Origin of the sequence: Algoriphagus hitonicola (assembly GCF_900113375.1) — a bacterium.
In the GTDB taxonomy this organism is placed as follows: Bacteria; Bacteroidota; Bacteroidia; order Cytophagales; family Cyclobacteriaceae; genus Algoriphagus; species Algoriphagus hitonicola.
Map to the genome: position 1 here is coordinate 155,105 of NZ_FOPC01000007.1, position 17,517 is coordinate 172,621.

Sequence of the window (17,517 nt, forward strand, 5' to 3'; positions counted from 1 at the left end):
GCTCAAACAGTGAATGAAAATTTGGCAAACCTTGATCAATATCAAGCGGAACTTCCCTTTTTTCAAGAGCTGATCACAGGAGCACAGTATCCTGAGCCGCCCCGAAATCATGATGGGTTTCCTTTTTTGGAAACCCGTTCTTTCCAGAATGGAGGATTGACTATCAATCGGGTCTTTTATCCTGATGTGCCTCTGCTTTATGATATCCGATATGATCAGTTGGTGACCTTTCATCCGCTTTTTACCCAAAAGCTGCTCATCAATCCTGATAAAATTGATGCATTTGTTCTTTCAGATGAGAGGCAATTTATTAAAGTCAAAGGCAATGAACGGTACTTTTATAATAGAAATGGATTTTATGAACTCCTCGAGTCCGGCTCGTATCGATTAATTTCCAAACACTATAAAGAAGAAAAACCTGCCCGTGAGGTAGGTGAATTTGTCGCGTATTACGTAGAATACGAAGACTTCTTTTTAGAAAAAGAAGGAGAGTTTTTTCCTATCCGAAAGAAAAAAGATGCGATCAAACTACTGCAAATCGAAAAAAAAGCGGTGCGGGAAAAACTGATCAAAAAAGGCATCTACTTCAATCAAAACCCCAGAAAATTTTTGATTTCCTTGGTTAAATTATACAATTCCAGCAAACCAGCTATGCAATGAATTTTAGTAAAATTTTACTTTTTGTTCTGTTCCTTTCGGGATGGAGCCTGCAAAGTCTAAAAGCACAGAGCACTCAAAAAATTTCAGGATTTTTTGCAGGGGTCTCTTTCGATCGCTTTGCTGAAAAAGTTGAGGAGGAAAGCGATTACCGGTTTTTTTATGACCAGGAATTACTGGCTGAAACCACCGTTAACCTCCAAGCCGAGGAAAGTGGCTTGGAGGATTTGCTGGAAACCATTTTTTCGGGTACGGATTTTAAGTTTTCTATTTCATCGGATCACCGCGTGTTTATAACCCAAGGCAAAAAGATGACGGTAAATTTTGCCCGTGGATATTTTGAACCTCGATCCACCGCAGACAAAGGCTCAGATGACAGTGGAAATTCAAGTTTGGGGGCCTTTGCCAGAAATATGCGCTTTGAAATCGGCAAGGACAATCAAGACCCTAATAAAAACACAGCAATTCTCAGTGGAACCGTGACCAATATCGACAATGGCAGCCCGATGCTCGGAACGGTGATTTTTGAGAAAGAGGGATTTTTACAAGCGATTACGAATGAAGAAGGAAATTATCAATTAGAACTCCCCAAAGGACGACATACGCTCTTTATTCAGAATCCAGGAGGATATCAAGAGCAGCGACAAATTGAGCTCTTTGGAGATGGGGAGTTTGACTTGGAGGTACAGGAAAGTTTTCTCTCCTTGGATGAAATTGTAGTCAATTCGGGCGCTCTCAGTAATGTCAGCAAACTGGATATGGGTGTACAATCGATGAGCATGTCCCAAGTAAAACGTCTGCCTGCTATCCTTGGCGAAGTGGATGTCATTCGCGGTGTCATGACTATGCCCGGAGTCAACACGGTGGGAGAAGCGAGTGTGGGATTCAACGTCAGAGGAGGAGCTGCTGACCAAAACCTGATCCTTTACAATCAATCGACAGTGTTTAATCCAGCCCACGTTTTCGGGTTTTTCTCTGCCTTCAATCCGGATATGGTTTCAGGGGTGGAGTTATACAAAGGATCTATTCCGGTAAATTACGGAGGACGACTTTCTTCGGTGCTTCAGGTCGAACCTAAATTTGGGCGCTCTGATAAAATCGGCGGAAGTGGAGGAATAGGAATCATGACTGGACGCCTCAGCTTGGAGGGACCCATTGGAGAGAAGACAACCTTTATTGTTGGGGGTAGGACCACCTATTCAAATTGGGCACTCGATCTGCTCGATGATGAAGCAGCCCTTAATGGTTCCAATGCATCTTTTTATGATTTTAATGCCAATATCCGGCATGAGTTTAACGAAAAGAATCAGTTGGAAATCACTTCTTACCTTTCCAGAGATGAATTCGGATTTGACCGAGATACGACCTATTCTTACGAGAATACGAATTTGGCCGCGACTTGGCGCCACTTCTTTAATGATCAATTGGAGGGCAGCTTGACTGTGGGATACGATGGCTATGAGTTTGGAATCGTAGGGGAGGACAATCCATTGAATGCCTATCAGTTTAATTTTGATGTCAATCAATTACACGCTCGTGCGGATTTTGAGTATCGAAAAGGAGAGAATCACGTATACAAGTTTGGACTGCATGCGATTCAATACCAGCTTAATCCAGGGACCAATCTTCCTTTTGGAGAGGAATCAATTGTTATTCCTGAAGATATTTCGGATGAAAATGCCCGTGAAATTGCCTTGTATTTTGGAGATGAACTGACCATCAGCGAACGCATGTTGGTCAGCTATGGAGGACGATATATGTTTTATCAGATCTATGGACCGATGATCGTCAATGACTATGTGCCAGGAGAAGCAATCACTGAGAGTAACGTCATCGGAGAGCAAACTTATGGAGCTGGTGAAACGGTTCAAACCTACCATGGACCTGAATTTCGACTTTCCGGTCGATATACGCTGACTAATCAATCTTCGATCAAAATGGGATTTACGACCATGCGTCAAAATCTCCACTTGTTGTCTAATACCTCCGCCATTGCTCCGACAGATAGCTGGAAGCTAAGTGATCGATACATCAAGCCTCAGACCGGCGGGCAGGCTTCCTTGGGCTATTATCGTAATATGGCTTCCAATACCCTAGAGTTTTCTGGGGAATTATATTATCGATACATGAATAATCTGCTGGACTATCGATCAGGCGCCAATATTATTTTAAATGACAATATTGAGCAGGATGTTCTCAATTCGCTGGGTAAAGCCTATGGAATAGAATTATTGCTTAAGAAAACCTCCGGAAACCTTACCGGCTCTTTGGCCTATACCTACTCTCGATCCTTGCTTCAAACCTCCAATGAGCCAAGTGTAGAAAAGATAAATGAAGGACGCTTTTATTCCAGTAATTTTGACCAGCCCCACCATGTGGTTTTGGTAGGGAATTTAGAATTAAGCAAGCGGATCAATACCTCAATTAATGGAAACTACAGTACAGGTAGACCCGTGACCTTACCCATCGCCAAGTTTGAATATGCGGGATCAGAACGCGTGTATTTCTCCGATCGCAATGCCTATCGGATTCCAGATTACTTCCGGATTGACGTCTCAGTCAATCTGGAAGGCAATCACAAAGTCAGAAAATTAGCCCATTCTTCTTGGTCAGTGGGCGTATACAATGTACTGGGGAGAAGCAATCCCTATTCGGTTTATTATACTCCGGTCGATGGACAGTTGAGAGGCTATCAGCTTTCCATTTTCGCCCGGCCTATTCCATTTATTACCTATAATTTCAAGTTTTGATGAAGCGCATTTTATTTTTATACGGTTTGATTTTTCTTGCTTTTGGAGCTTGCAGAGAGCCGTTTGAGCCGGAAATCGATTCGGTAGATCTAAACGTCCTCGTGGTCGAAGGTTATTTGGACTCTGATGGTTCGCCAAGTTTGATTTCACTCAGTTATACTCGGCCTATTCAGGATGATTCACCACAGCTGGTTCCTGTTGGTGGGGCGACGGTATATTTGGAAAATTCCGCAAGTGACCGTTTTCCTTTGGAGGATTTGGGTGGAGGGAGTTATCAGTTTGAGCAGGATATCAATGAGCAGGATAGTTATCGGTTACGGATTATTTTATCAAACGGCACGAGTTATACTTCTGACGAATTGACACCCATCATCACTCCGGATATTGTCGATGTGGGATTTGAGCGAAATGAAGATGGAGTTGAGATTTTCCTAACGACTAAAGGGGATGAAAATGCAGATGATTTTCTCTGGATGTATGAAGAAACTTGGGCTTTTAGGCCTCCTTTTCCTTCCCAAGTCAAATACGATACTGCGTCAAAGCAAGTAATCCTTCGGGAACCGGATGAGCGAATAGATGTCTGTTATAAAAGTGAGCGAAACTCCGATCTGCTCCTAGAGACTTCTTCCCGCTTTGAGGATCAGTTTGTTTTTCGTCAGGCGATCAATCAGATCGACGAGGGAGATGAGCGACTTTCTCTTCGCTATAGCGTTTTGATTTCCCAGATGGCTTTGAGCAAAGAAGATGCTGAATTTTGGGAGATTTTGAAAAAGAATACCGACGATTTGGGTTCGATTTTCAGTCCACTTCCCTCCAATATCAGGGGAAATATCCGACAAGACCAAAATCCAGATGCCCCTGTAATCGGGCAAGTCAGTTTGGGTAAAATAAGACAAAAGCGATTATTTATCGATTTGCGGGAAGTCGTCCCATGGAGAGCTGAAGTGCCCGAATATTTCGGATGTATCCAGGAACCGGATACGGTTCTGGTTAAGGACTATGATGATTATTTTCGTACGGGGAGAAACATGCCGACACTTCCGATTTTTGTAGGAAATGGATTTGAACCTATAGGTTATCGATACGCCACGGCATCCTGTGTGGATTGTACCCGGCGTGGAACGAATGTGAAACCAGAATTTTGGGAAGATTTATGAGAAATTACCGGACTATCCTCACCCTGTTATTGACCTTTGGGGTTCAGGTACTTTTTGCCCAAGAGCTGGTCAAAGAGCTGGTAAATTATTCGATTCCCAAGTCGATTTATTTCACGGGTGAAAAGATCTGGCTAGAGGCTTCCGTTTTTCAAAATGAAAAACCTTCGACTTCTCAGGTGCTTTATGCCGAACTACTCAATAGGGAAAATCAATCGGTACATGTCGAGAAATTTCTTCTGGAAAATGGAAAGGTATTTCATTTTATAGAAATCCCAGAAAACTTACCTTCCGATCATTATTTGCTTCGAGTGTTTACTCGTGTGAGCCCATTAATTGATTTGGAAAACGGACTCAAGCAGGAGTTTGTCACCATTTTTAATCCCACAAAACCACCTAAAGTCAGCGCTGAACCTATCACCCGGGCGTTTTCTATACCCGAGTCATCTGCATCCCTCCGACTCTCGGGTAGTGAAGTGAAAGCTGGGGAAAAATTATCGCTGGAATTCGGAGATTTGACGGATCTTCAAGAAGTCAGTGTGGCGATTTTCAATCCATTTTTGGGAAAAACCGGACAGATTCCTTCTGAAGCTATTTATCAATCTGAAGTGAAAGGAGAATTGGTTCCGGAGCTTTTTGGGCATATCGTCACCGCCCGAGTGGACCCAATGCTTTTGGACACTACCCGAGTATATTTCTTGTCAGTTCATGGAATGGAGTCAGCATTGTACACAGATCGAGCAGATGCAGAGGGTGTTCTCCATTTTGACATTGGGGGGTTAAAGCACTGGGAATTTGTCATCGCTCAGGCAGATCAAAACGGGAGTTTGTTGGATTTTGAACTTCAGTCTCCAGCGGTACAAACAGCCTTTAAAAGCGGTTTTATTTTCCCTGAATTAGAAATTGGTCCCAATGACGAAGCATTTTTGCAGCAGCTTCTGATCAGCAGTGGAGTGCAGACATTTTACTCCGAGCGCTTTGAGCAAGAGCCCATCCCTGTGGTCACTGGATTTGTGGCGGACCGGACCTTTCTGCTGGATGATTATACCCGTTTTGAGACGGTAGAAACTGTAATCAAGGAATATGTGCCGATGATTGCTGTCCGCACTCGGCAAGGGAAAAAGCAATTTCGCTCAGTGAATGAATTTGGAAACAGTTTCTCCGGGAACCCATTAATGCTGGTAGATGGAATGCCTGTTTTTGATTCGGATCAGATGGCCGCGTTTAATCCGAAGAGTTTTGAAAAACTCGATGTTCTTTCCCGCAGATTTTATCTCAACGAGCAGGAATACGAAGGCGTGATGAGTTTCTCAACCTATGAGGGAAATGTGGGTGGATTTCCTTTGCCAAGCAATGCGATTTTTTCTCAATACAAGGGCATTCAAATCCCGATAGAATTGGAAAAATCGCTTTCCGAGTCAGGTTCTTTGGCAGACTTCAGATCGGTTTTATTTTGGTCCAAAGATCCCTTGCAAACTCTGTCGGATTCAAATGAATTGGAAATTTTAACTTCCGAACTTTCTGGAATATTTATGATTCAGGTCAAATCCAAAAATCCAGATGGAAGTATGACAAATCATCGACTTCGATTTGAAGTGACAGAGGACTAGTTTTATTTCTTTTTAAGTTCGGTACTTAAAAATTCCCCGAGTTTTTTCTGATAAAATGTAGAGTCAGCAGGATACTCCGGAATCAAATCTTTCTTTTCTGGGAATGATTCCATATGCAAGGTCTGGGTTGGGAATGCAAATCGCACACCCAGTGAATTGGCCAATTTGACGATCTGGATCAATATCTCATGCCTAGCGCGGAGTTCATCCGGCCATCCGGGGACTTCGAAAAATATGTAAAACATGATGTCCTGACTGTAGGATGAAAGATTATTGAAATAAATATGATAATAATCTTTTCGCGTATCGGGATGAGCTTCCACGATTTCGCGCAGTCCCTTGACAAATTCCTCAATCAATAATGGAGGAGTATCATAGGTGACGGTCAAGGTAGTCAAAAACCGTCTATATCGTCTTAAACCGTGATTGTCTAGTACGGCATCGGCTATTTTTCCATTTGGGACATACATCAGCGAATTCCTAAATGTCCGGATTCTAGTGGACCGAAACCCCACTTCTTCCACTGTACCATCAATGTCCCCAGAGGTAATCCAGTCGCCAACTTGGAAAGGTTTATCGATAAAAATCATTACCGATCCGAAGAAGTTTTTGATCGTGTCTTGGGCGGCCAGTGCTATGGCGACACCACCAATGGACAATCCTGTCAGAAATGGAATGATATCCAGGTTGAGCCCATCTCGCAAAATGAACAGGGTACCGATGATTACCACGAATGCTTTTAGCGTTTTGCGCATCAGCGGAACCAGCTGATCATCAAGTGTGGATTCTGTTTTGGTCGCTAATCGAGCAAAATAAACCGCTACTACATTGACCAGTTTGTAAAAGGCGACCGTGATCAATAATGGTTTGAGCGTATTCAGAATCACGATAATCCAAGACCAGATTTCGACGGGAAGCTGTAGGACGGGCATAAAGACCGAAAGCAACAGGACGATCAGGTAGTAAGAAATGATCCGGGCTACAGGAAGAATGTAACTTTCTCCCAATTGTTGGTGCTTCAGCTTTTTGAAAAAATAAACCAAGACTTTGTCCACCAGAAATGTGAAAAAGAAATGGGCAAGAAAGATGAGAAATAGAAGCAAAAACATCCCCGATAACTGCCAGAGATAAAGACCAAAGTACTCTTGGGTCCCTATTTTTGGAAGTAGGTTGAGGAGTCTGTCAGTTCCATAAGGATAGGTTTCCTGATGCAGATCGGGAATTTGGCTAATGGTAAATGCTGAGAATTTCCACTGATTTCCCACCTTTTCTAAAAACACACCCGGTAGAGTTGATTTATCAAAATAATACACTGGCTCCCGTACACCAGAGGTGCTATCTTGGTAATTGGAGATGTTGGGAATAGAACTAGTCCGAATGATGACTCCCTGCCCTTCGAAGATTTGTTTTAATTTGATCGCCAATCCCTCGCCATCTTCTTCCGGATTTTCCGGAATTCGAAGCGCTTTGGCAGCTTCCTTTGGCCTGAAATTGGTCTCTTCTAGATTGTAAAAAAATGTAAGGGTCGTGTAATAGGGCGAGCTGAGATTGATTTGATCCGTAAATTGATCTTTGACAACCTTATCGTCAATAAGCTGGGCTGTCGTCTGAGTCGAGAGTACACTCAAAAAGACAAGAAAGAATAAGAGGCTTTTCTGCATCGCTTAATAAAGTTGCCACAAAGGTAGTCAAATCCCCAGCCTGACCCAAGGCTACTCGCTGAGTTGGTAAGTGGTCAGGTAGCTCCCTGCTATCGTGCGGATGAGGAGTTGACCCTGATTGGCAAGATAGCTGATGTGGAGAGGACCGCTACTTTCAGGCGGCAATTGTGTCAGTAGATTTCCCGCTTTGTCATAGAGATAGGAAAATTCCTGAGTGAGATCGGTAATGACTATAATCTGTCTATTTCCACCAAAGTCAAAATACTGAAAGTCCAAATCCCCCTCAGAAACCCGCGCGGTAAACAGCTCGGTTTCGTTTCGATCCAATACTTTAACTTGATTGTATTGTCTAGAAAGAATCAAGTAATCCTGATTTTTTTGATCCGGAACCAGCATAAATTCACTGTCCCGGTCTTCCTTGATCAATTGATTCCGATACGTGACCTCTCCATTGAAATTGACTCGTACTACTTCTCCATTTTTGGAAATGCCTGCCAATTGAAATGCGCCTGAGTTGGGATTTCGCTCCAGAATCACACCCGATGAAAATGAATCTCCCAAGGATATTGGTGATCCAGCTTGTTTTTCGCCCCTTCGATTAAATAGATTAAGGCTTCCTGATTCGCTGAAGCTAACCATGAAATCGCCACGGCCCGGTACTCGGAGATGATTGGGTGGGTAAACTAGCGCCTCAGAAGTGGATTGCGGATTCCAGCCTTCGAGTTGTTTACCCGTCTTGTCTAAAAGGTAAAGATTACCTGAGCCAGTCCCGACGAAATAACGATAATTTTTATTGTTGTCATAGTCTACCAAATTAAGGTGAGTGATTTGCTCTCCGGATATGCTGATCGGATAATTTGGCAGTGGGTTTCCTAGTCGATCAATCCCATATATCGCGGTTTCGGTAGCAAAGAGAATTTGTAGTTTGTTGTTTCGGTAATAATCCACCTGAAACAAATCCGAAATAATCGGCCCGTCAACCGATGTCGAATAGACAATTTCCCCTGCGGAATTTACCTGATAAACCACCTGATTTTCATCCTGTACCACCAAATCCTCAGTCACGTCCAAGTGATTGATGGCTACTTTTGGCCCATAGGTCAGCCTAGCGTCAAAACCTATCCGATTTTGAGCTTCCATACTTACGCTAGATGTTTCGGATGCGATATCTTGAATATTTCCTGATTTGAAGGGAATAGTAAGACTGGCTTTTGGACCATCGGAAAGTTGATTGATCCGAAAAGAGAAATAGGGGAAAGCCTGAAATGCCGATTGATACTTTTGGAGGAAAGTGCTCCAGGAAGAATTGGTTTGTGTGGTCCATCGATCCCAGCTATTGCTGGTCAAAATTGTTTTCGAAAACCCGGCAGTAGGAGTGAGTGCAATTTTCCCTTCGGGTGCGCGATTGGCATTGCTCCAGGTATTGCCATTTTGGATATCGTCCAGCACCAATTTCATACTTTGCTGGGTATTGGCAAAAATCAATAACTCATCCACTTCTGCCACATACGTCTGCTCAAAACCCATAAATTTTCCATTGAAAATATAGGCTGGAAATTCCTCCTCATCGATAAATAAAATATCCCTTCCGGCATAAAAATCCCCTGAAGTTTCTCCTTCTGTATTCATCAGAAATTCAGAAAGCATGGAAATTGAACTTTCGGTGTTTTTACTTCTGATCAATAGTGCTTTATTGCTGTCCGAGCCTCCATAAGGTTCGAGGTCAAGAAGGTATATTTCCCCTGTAAAATCATCCAAAAGCCCTTTATCTATGAGGTTTCGCTGAACTTCTGCTGCCAAAGTTGACTTACTTGGGAATGCTCGATTGACCAATTTTTGGGTCTCAAAGATGCTTCCTAAGTTGACTTGTGTGACCGCAATGGAGCGAGCGGAAATGGCATTTTCTAGTTGGCTGATATTCGCCTGAATGGATGGAGTAAAATCAATTTCCTCCTGGAAAACCACCGGTCCTTCAAATCTGAGTTGGCCTTCGTCTAAGAATAATTCCAGCTCGGCGATTGCCGGAAAGCTCCCAATGCTTTGGGCAGTTTCCTCTTCCCGGTTGGCCAACATTCCACTCATGAGTGTTTTGACTCCTTGGGAGTTTATCCATAATTTGCCCAAGTCATAGCTGAGAGCGGACTTGGAACCGATTAGATCCAGATAGGTAATCAATTCGGGATTGAGGTAGTGTCTGATGGCTTCCTCGACTACTGCAGAAGATTGGGAAATGATCAAAACGGGACCTAAAAATGAAAAGCTCCAAAGCCTTGTGTTGGAAGCATCAAAATATTCAAAAACCGGCTGGTCAGAGTATTTTCTTTCGGCAATTTTACTGTCTTTGGGGAGCTGCGATTTTAGCTCCTCCATTAGATCCGGACCGGAGCTATTTCCTGCAGAAAGGGTATAAAGCAGATCAAAACTATCAGCTCCAATGGAGTGGTAGCTTACGGTGAGGGTATTGCCGGAGAGTAATCGACTGATTTGTCCAGTTTGTCCAGTGAGGCTATCGAGTGTTTGGAGATGCGAGGAGATTTTTTGGAAAGCCGGGAAATTTTGAAAAATTTCCCAAGAGGGGTGCTCTACGAGGGCGTTCCAAGTAGCAGAACCTTGATCACTTTCAAAGACGAAGACTGCATCTTGACTGATGAGATCGAGAGATTTGACTTGTGGCTTGGCGAAGTAGTTGTAATACACCCAATAAGCCGCAATGCCACTAAATGTGATGAGGATTAAAATAAGTAAGCTTTTCCAGAGTTTCACAGGCGAATAGTCAAATCTAGGCAATCAAATAAAAACAAAACCCGGCTCCACAACCAGAACGTTCGGAGACCGGGTTTTATTCAAAGGTGAGATTAATTAGACAATTTGTCCAAAACACTCATAACTTCTTTGACATGTCCTCTTGAAGTCTCGAGGAGGTCTTTTTCTTCTTGATTCAGATCCAGCTCGATGACTTTTTCGATTCCATTTTTTCCGAGGATTACCGGTACTCCAAGATAGCAATCATCGATTCCATATTCTCCATCCAATTTGATACAAACCGGGAATACTCTTCGCTGATTTTTAAGAATTGCTTCGACCATTTGAGCGGCAGCAGATCCTGGCGCATACCATGCGGAAGTTCCCATTAATTTAACAAGCTCTCCACCACCAAACTTAGTACGCTCGATGATTGCGTCCAGTTTGTCTTTTGCGATCAATTCGGTCACCGGAATTCCCGCAACAGTGGTATATCTTGGTAGTGGCACCATGGTATCCCCATGTCCACCCATTAAGATTGCCTGGATTTCTTTAGCGGATACGTTCAATTCCTCCGCCAAAAATGCACGATATCTAGCCGTATCCAAAATCCCCGCCATTCCCATTACCTTGTTTCGGGGAAGTTTGGATGTCAGGTGAGCCTGATAAGTCATCACGTCCAATGGGTTAGATACTACAATAATGATAGCATTTGGGGAATGCTTGATCACATTCTCAGTAACTGATTTTACAATACCGGCATTGGTTTCGATCAAATCGTCCCGAGTCATTCCCGGCTTTCTAGGGAGTCCAGAAGTGATAACTACCACATCAGAATTGGCCGTTTTGCTATAATCATTTGTACTGCCTATGGTGCGGCTATCGTACTGATTGATGGGGGCTTTTTGCCAAATATCAAGGGATTTTCCTTCGGCTACACCTTCTTTGATGTCTACTAAAACAATTTCTTCGGCGATTTCGCGATAGGCCAAAACGTCTGCGCAGGTTGCGCCGACATTTCCAGCCCCTACTACGGTAACTTTGCTCATGATTATTTTTAGATTTATTTTTTGTAACTGCCTGAAAAGCGACGCTAAGTTAAGTAACAAAGGCAGGATTCGAAACCCGAGAGTGAATACTTTGTTTGGCGGTATGCATTTGGGATAAAAGTAAAAGAATACAGAGGACTTTTGCTTTATTCAAACATTTGTCTCAAGCTGAAAAAACCAAACGATTCCCGGTAGGAACGGAATAAACGCTGATTGTTTTCATTGTAATATTCTGACAGGGAAGTCATCATTTTAGCTTTTATTTTAGGGTTTGAATCGAAAATTTCTTGAATGACAAAATGCGGAATTACGATCAGATCCGCATCATCTGAGGTGACGAGTGCCGTGTAGGTTCTTTTTGCATTTTCCAGAAGAGAGTTTTCTCCAAAAGCCTCACCTCGGTTGATCTCTAATATGGTTTCGAAGTTATCCTTAATGTCAATCATCAAATTGACTTGACCTTTTTTCACTAGGTAAAGTGCCTGGCTGGGATCCTTGCTAAAAAAAACCACTTCATCCTTCTTGTATTTGCGCTGATGCATGGCAGGCAGGAATCGCACCATTTCCTTGTTTTTCAGTCGCTCAAAAAACTTAATCAATCTCAGAAAATCAAACATCTTTAGATCTTCCTCGGTGTAGGTCTTTGAAAAAGGGTTACGCATGGACTTTTTGTTTGAAGTAAATAATTTTCCTAGTGGAGGCGTCGTATTTGGCCCAATCCGCAATCCGGAGCCCGATTACCCAGGCGATTTTTCCTCCGGATACCAATACCTTGATTTTTGATTTCTGTGCCAATGGTATTTTCAAATCTATCAAAAAGTCCGATACCTTTTTACTGTTTTTCATGCCAAGGGGAATAAACCGATCCCCGATCACCCAGTTTCTGATCACCAAAGGGAATTCCAACTGTTCCAAATCAAGCATAGCATTGCTTCGGTGTGTGTCGAGAGTAGCCGGACTAGCTAATTTCAATAAATCATAACTGGTATCAGGCAAGTGGATTTCTATTTCATTTTCAGAAATCTCCATAGCCTTGAAATCTGGACCTTGAGGCATTAGGATCAATTCATCCCGGTCGAGATTTAATAAGTGAGTCGAGGATGAAAAAAGCTTTCCTACTTCACCGGATTTGGCGGCTTGATAAATAGACTCCGCTTGGTCCGAATTGAATCCAAAAGAACGAATCCAAAGGAAAATTAAACTCACAGCGCCGGGCATATTCATCACCTTTGATAGGGGTAAAAAAGAAGTGTCATCTTCTAGGCGGACTGTTTGTTCCAGCCATTGTTCATACAATCCCCCAAAGGCTCTTGTACTGTCTTTGATCCGGGTTAGACTGGTCAGTAAATTTTTCTTGGCTTCAGGCGTACTTCCATAGAGTTTTGGCAGCACCTCGAGTCTCAGCTTGTTGCGTTTGTAGTCCGTTTTTTGATTGGAGCTGTCCTCCCGCCACTTAATGTTATTCGATTGCGCAAATTCTTCCAATTCGTCTCGCGAAAAGACTAACAGCGGGCGAATCAAATGACCATTCCGTTCTGCCATTCCCTGCAGTCCGTCTAGCCCAGTACCTCGGAGGAGATTCAAAAAAACAGTTTCTATCTGATCATCCTCATGATGGGCAAGGATAATCCCGGCTAAGTTCCGAGCCTTGCGAAGGAATTCAAACCATTCGTAGCGCAGCTTGCGGGCAGCCATTTGAATAGAGATTTTCTGATCTTCCGCAAAAGTCCCCGCATCCACTCGCTTCAGATGAAATTCCAGGGATTTTTGTTCCGCCCATTTTGCCACAAATTTCTCATCTCCTTCGCTTTCCTTTCCCCGCAATTGAAAATTCACATGTGCCACTTCGAAAGAAAAACCAGATTCTAACAAAAGCTCACCCAATACCACACTATCCAGTCCACCACTGCAGGCTAGTAAATAGGTTTTATTAACATCCAAAAGGTTCTTTTGACGTATATGGGCTTTAAAGGCTGTGATCATTGATCAAAAATAGCTTTTTCTACTAATTTTGCCCACTGTTGATCCATCATGAAAAATCCGGTCCTCTTTTTATCCTTCATTTTGCTGCTTCTCTCCGAAAACACCTTTTCGCAGAGCGGGCAGCGTCGAGATGCTTCTGCTCCCGCGGGACAGACTGGGGGGAGCAATCAGTTGGAAATCATAAGAGCAGATTCTTTGAAAGGAGCGATGGGTTTTCAGCGGCTGTACGGGGATGTGAAAATGAAAAACCAAAGTACGCTCATCAATTGTGATTCGGCACATTTTTACCGGGCCTTAAATGTCGCCAAGCTCTATGGCCGGGTATTCATCGAGGACTTGGAGGATTCGGTGACGACTCGAAGTGCTTATGCCGACTATAACGGAAATACCAAACTGGCCAAACTCCGAACCAATGTGGTCATGACCAATGGAGAAACTTCCTTATATACGGATTATTTGGATTTTGATCGGGCGGCCAATGTGGCGGTTTATTTCAATGAGGGGAAGGTAGTCGATACGACCAATGTGCTCACCAGTTTTAGAGGGCGATATGAGGTGAATTTAGAGCGAATTACCTTTAACGAAGATGTGATTTTGGTCAATCCGGACTATACGATGAAGACCAATCATCTGGTCTATATGACAATTCCCAAAACGGCCGAAACCAAAGGTTTGACAAATCTGGTGGCTGAAGATGGAACCACGCTGGATGCTCAAAAAGGAAGCTTTTACGATACCCAGAAGAAGCAATTCCGATTTTTTGAAGGAATGGTAGATACGGAGAATAGCCGGGTAAAAGCAGATGAATTAATTTATCGGGAACTCGATGCTTACTATGAGGGAAAAAACCGGGTGGCTGTATTGAACAAAGAGCGGGAGGTGGAAATCTTCGGCGACCTGGGAAAATATTGGGAAGACCGAGGATACAGCGAAGTCATTGGAAATGCCTTGGTGAGAAAATACTTTGAGAAAGACACCCTTTTTATGATAGCCGATACCCTGATTTCTCAGGATAGAGAAGGGGATTCACTTAAATTTCTGAAAGCCTTCCGATCCATTAGTCTTATTAAATCAGACATGGCGGGGATTTCGGATTCCTTGGTTTATAATTATTCCGACTCATCCATTCAGCTGTTTAATGATCCGGTCATTTGGAATCAAAAGAATCAGATTTCAGCGGATTCTATGGTTTTTTACATCGTCAATGAGGAATTGGAGCGGGCCATTATGAAAGAGAAAGCATTTTCGGTCATGACCGATACGCTGGCAAATTTTAATCAGATGAAAGGAAGGAAGATGACCGCATTTTTTGGAGAGGGAGAAATTAGGCAGCTTTTAATAGAGGGAAATGGGGAGTCGCTGTATTATGCACTGGAAGGAGACACACTAAATCAAGGAATCAACCGAACACTTTCTGCTACGATTAGGTTAAACTTCCAAGACGGTGCGGTACGACGAGTCAACTACGGGGTGAAACCTGATGGTAGATTTATACCGATTCAAGATACAGACGAAAAAACTACCCGCCTGGAAGGCTTCCAATGGAGAGAGGAAGAAAAGCCCAGCATGGAGGATATTTTTGCTTGGCGAATAGTGGATGAAATTGATTTAGATCAAAAAAATCTATTTGATATTCCCAATGTCAGGCTTCGAATGCCGACTGAGGAAGAGATGGAAAAAACCCTACAAAAACGTCTTTTAAAACTCGAAAACAGTAGTTTCAAAAAGCTTCCAGTTAGAATCAAAGGGGCAAACGACCAAAGCCAGAAAAAATTTTAAGAAGGTTAACAACAATTAACCGCATTTTTTCGCTCAGAGGCTATCCAAGAGTTAATTTTGTCCGTATATTGTTTTTATATAGTAGAAAAATCAAAGGGCTTATAGATTAAAACTTTACATGAACAAAATTTTCAAACTTTTCACATGGCTTATGCTGTCACTTCCATTTATGGTGGAAGCGCAGGATATTCGTGTATTAAGTGAGAATCTGGAGTTTGTAGGAGATATCGGGTCCTCGCAGCGAAAGAGTATTTTGATTCAAAATGAGTCTGATCGCGCCAAAACATTTTACCTCAAGAATATTCGTGGAAGTATCGGGTCCTCCCAAAACATGAAAATCTGTGTGGGAGAGCAATGTTTTGATGTCAAAAGGGATCTGGCCAAAGTGAAATTGACGATGGAGCCTGGCGAAATCATCACCGATGTCTATGTGGAGTTTTCATTGGGAATAGCAGAGACAAGGGGAAGTTTTGATTTGTTCTTTGTCAATGTGGATAATATCCGCGATGCATTTTTGGTGGAGGCCCAGTACGATGTAACCAATCCCGAAAGAAAGGTAGATGAATTTGATTACGAAGCGCTTTCCTTGAGTGATGTATATCCCAATCCTAGTAATCGAGTGGCTCATTTTGATTACTTGATAAAAAACAGGTCAGCAGTGGCCAAAATCTCGATCAATAGCTTTATAGGAAATCCAGTCGCAGAATATGAGTTGGATCCTGAGCGGACTACCCTTCAGGTCAATGTCTCGGATTTGAACCCTGGAGTATATTTTTACACGCTTTTTGTGGATAATAAAAATATTGTCACAAAAAAACTCGTTGTGAAGAAGTAGATCGAACCTCTCATCTATCCGTTTGAATACCAATTAATATCCCGTATATTTGCGGTCTTGAAAATGAACATGCGCTTACCCATCCTTTCTTTATTATTTATTTCTCTTCTAGTTGCTTCCTGTGGGCCTTTTAGCAAGCTTGAAAAAAGCACCAATTGGGAAGAACTCTATGAAGGAGCGAATGATTACTACCAAAATGGGGAGTACAATAAGGCTATTATTCTCTATGATAAAGTATTACCCGTCATCAGAGGAAGTGAAAAAGCCGAATTAGCGGATTACAATTATGCCAACTGCCATTTCAAAACCAAGCGGTACATTGAGGCAGCAGGATATTTTAATAACTTCTATCGGACCTATAACCGAAGTCCTTTGGCAGAAGAGGCTCTTTTTATGAATGCCTATGCCTTGTATCTGGATTCTCCCGATTACAATTTGGATCAACAAAGTAGCCAAGAGGCGGTCGCTGCGATTCAGCAATTTGTAATTCAGTTTCCCGGATCAGCTAGTTATGAGCGTGCCATGGAAATGCTGGAGGATTTGGAATCGAGATTTGAAGAGAAAGCCTACCAGGAAGCCACCATGTATTATCGCTTGAAGGACGGTTTATTTCCGGGAGAATTCCTCATGGCTTGTATTGTCAATTTTCAAAACTTTGCCAGAGACTATCCCGAAAGTGAATACAACGAAGAACTGGCCTACAAGCTGGTCGAAGTAAGTGCTACTTTCGCCAAAAACAGTATTTTCAATAAAAAAGAAGAGCGATTAAATGAGTCTTTGAACTTTGCCTCAAACTTTTATCGAAAATATCCCGATAGTAAGTTTGTCTCCGAGGTAAAGAAATACGAAGCTGCATCCAAAGAAGAGCTTACCACACATCTTGAACTGAAAAAACAATACGCAGAGCGGGAAGCGGCACAGGAAAATCAAGCCGAAGAAGTAATCGAAAACAACTAGAAATTAACAAACGAATAAATAAAATGGCAATCAATCCATCCATCATTACGCGAGATCTAGAAAAAATAGCCGAACCTACCGGCAATATCTACGAATCCATCCATGTGATCGGACAGCGTGCAAAGCAAATTTCTTCTAACTTAAAAGAAGAATTGAACACAAAATTGTCTGAATTTGCCTCTACGGTGGATAATTTGGAAGAGGTCTTCGAAAACAAAGAACAAATCGAAATCTCCAAGTTTTATGAGCGAATGCCAAAGCCTTCTACCTTGGCTCTGGAAGAATTTATCGAGGGAAAAATCTACCACAGATTCCCTGAGCAAGAATCAGAACAATAAAA

Annotated in this window: 13 protein-coding genes; 8 read left to right on the forward strand and 5 right to left on the reverse strand. The window is 42.6% G+C overall.

What is annotated here, in order from left to right; all coding sequences use genetic code 11:
- The first annotated feature begins 9 nt into the window (after positions 1-9).
- Genes BM043_RS11235 through BM043_RS11250 form a run of 4 tightly spaced genes read left to right on the forward strand, consistent with a single transcriptional unit; the run spans position 10 to position 6,171 of the window.
- Positions 10-660, forward strand: a complete 651-nt coding sequence (locus BM043_RS11235; protein ID WP_143189520.1) for a hypothetical protein — start codon at positions 10-12, stop codon at positions 658-660.
- Entirely contained in the window at positions 657-3,407 is a 2,751-nt protein-coding gene (locus BM043_RS11240) for a TonB-dependent receptor (protein WP_092791676.1), read from the forward strand. Before BM043_RS11235 ends, BM043_RS11240 begins: the two co-directional genes overlap by 4 nt.
- Positions 3,407-4,564, forward strand: coding sequence for a DUF4249 domain-containing protein (locus BM043_RS11245; protein WP_092791678.1), 1,158 nt, complete (start codon positions 3,407-3,409; stop codon positions 4,562-4,564). The genes BM043_RS11240 and BM043_RS11245 overlap by 1 nt, the downstream gene beginning before the upstream one ends.
- Positions 4,561-6,171: a hypothetical protein gene (locus BM043_RS11250; RefSeq protein ID WP_092791679.1), complete on the forward strand. Its 1,611-nt coding sequence runs from the start codon at positions 4,561-4,563 to the stop codon at positions 6,169-6,171. The genes BM043_RS11245 and BM043_RS11250 overlap by 4 nt, the downstream gene beginning before the upstream one ends.
- 2 nt (positions 6,172-6,173) lie before the next feature.
- On the opposite strand, the gene BM043_RS11255 is transcribed toward BM043_RS11250, so the two are convergent.
- From BM043_RS11255 to tilS, 5 genes are all read right to left on the reverse strand, one after another.
- Positions 6,174-7,832, reverse strand: a complete 1,659-nt coding sequence (locus BM043_RS11255; protein ID WP_092791681.1) for a mechanosensitive ion channel family protein — start codon at positions 7,830-7,832, stop codon at positions 6,174-6,176.
- Positions 7,833-7,883: 51 nt separating this feature from the next.
- Positions 7,884-10,595 (reverse strand): hypothetical protein, encoded by a 2,712-nt coding sequence (locus BM043_RS11260; RefSeq protein ID WP_092791682.1) that lies wholly within the window; start codon positions 10,593-10,595, stop codon positions 7,884-7,886.
- 92 nt (positions 10,596-10,687) lie between these two features.
- Positions 10,688-11,623, reverse strand: a complete 936-nt coding sequence (mdh, locus tag BM043_RS11265; RefSeq protein ID WP_092791684.1) for a malate dehydrogenase — start codon at positions 11,621-11,623, stop codon at positions 10,688-10,690.
- Positions 11,624-11,769: 146 nt separating this feature from the next.
- Entirely contained in the window at positions 11,770-12,285 is a 516-nt protein-coding gene (locus tag BM043_RS11270; RefSeq protein WP_092791686.1) for a Crp/Fnr family transcriptional regulator, read from the reverse strand.
- Complete coding sequence (gene tilS / locus BM043_RS11275) at positions 12,278-13,606, reverse strand: tRNA lysidine(34) synthetase TilS (RefSeq protein ID WP_092791687.1); 1,329 nt, start codon at positions 13,604-13,606, stop codon at positions 12,278-12,280. Before tilS ends, BM043_RS11270 begins: the two co-directional genes overlap by 8 nt.
- A gap of 48 nt (positions 13,607-13,654) precedes the next feature.
- On the opposite strand from tilS, the gene BM043_RS11280 reads away from it, so the two are divergent.
- The 4 genes from BM043_RS11280 to BM043_RS11295 all read left to right on the forward strand — a co-directional run bounded on the left by BM043_RS11280 (position 13,655) and on the right by BM043_RS11295 (position 17,515).
- Positions 13,655-15,385, forward strand: a complete 1,731-nt coding sequence (locus BM043_RS11280) for an OstA-like protein (RefSeq protein ID WP_092791689.1) — start codon at positions 13,655-13,657, stop codon at positions 15,383-15,385.
- Positions 15,386-15,503: 118 nt separating this feature from the next.
- A complete protein-coding gene (locus tag BM043_RS11285; protein WP_092791690.1) occupies positions 15,504-16,220 on the forward strand; it encodes a T9SS type A sorting domain-containing protein in 717 nt (238 codons plus the stop codon).
- A 63-nt stretch (positions 16,221-16,283) separates the two neighbouring features.
- Positions 16,284-17,177, forward strand: coding sequence for an outer membrane protein assembly factor BamD (locus BM043_RS11290; protein WP_377901230.1), 894 nt, complete (start codon positions 16,284-16,286; stop codon positions 17,175-17,177).
- Between the two features lie 23 nt (positions 17,178-17,200).
- Positions 17,201-17,515: a DNA-directed RNA polymerase subunit omega gene (locus BM043_RS11295; protein WP_092791693.1), complete on the forward strand. Its 315-nt coding sequence runs from the start codon at positions 17,201-17,203 to the stop codon at positions 17,513-17,515.
- Positions 17,516-17,517 lie beyond the last annotated feature (2 nt).

What these genes read in the sequence shown, in the direction of transcription:
- BM043_RS11240 (WP_092791676.1), top strand. Translation starts at nt 657, where the DNA reads ATGAATTTTAGTAAAATTTTACTTTTTGTTCTGTTCCTTTCGGGATGG.
- BM043_RS11245 (WP_092791678.1), top strand. Translation starts at nt 3,407, where the DNA reads ATGAAGCGCATTTTATTTTTATACGGTTTGATTTTTCTTGCTTTTGGA.
- BM043_RS11250 (WP_092791679.1), top strand. Translation starts at nt 4,561, where the DNA reads ATGAGAAATTACCGGACTATCCTCACCCTGTTATTGACCTTTGGGGTT.
- BM043_RS11255 (WP_092791681.1), bottom strand. Translation starts at nt 7,832, where the DNA reads ATGCAGAAAAGCCTCTTATTCTTTCTTGTCTTTTTGAGTGTACTCTCG.
- mdh (WP_092791684.1), bottom strand. Translation starts at nt 11,623, where the DNA reads ATGAGCAAAGTTACCGTAGTAGGGGCTGGAAATGTCGGCGCAACCTGC.
- BM043_RS11270 (WP_092791686.1), bottom strand. Translation starts at nt 12,285, where the DNA reads ATGCGTAACCCTTTTTCAAAGACCTACACCGAGGAAGATCTAAAGATG.
- tilS (WP_092791687.1), bottom strand. Translation starts at nt 13,606, where the DNA reads ATGATCACAGCCTTTAAAGCCCATATACGTCAAAAGAACCTTTTGGAT.
- BM043_RS11280 (WP_092791689.1), top strand. Translation starts at nt 13,655, where the DNA reads ATGAAAAATCCGGTCCTCTTTTTATCCTTCATTTTGCTGCTTCTCTCC.
- BM043_RS11285 (WP_092791690.1), top strand. Translation starts at nt 15,504, where the DNA reads ATGAACAAAATTTTCAAACTTTTCACATGGCTTATGCTGTCACTTCCA.
- BM043_RS11290 (WP_377901230.1), top strand. Translation starts at nt 16,284, where the DNA reads ATGAACATGCGCTTACCCATCCTTTCTTTATTATTTATTTCTCTTCTA.
- BM043_RS11295 (WP_092791693.1), top strand. Translation starts at nt 17,201, where the DNA reads ATGGCAATCAATCCATCCATCATTACGCGAGATCTAGAAAAAATAGCC.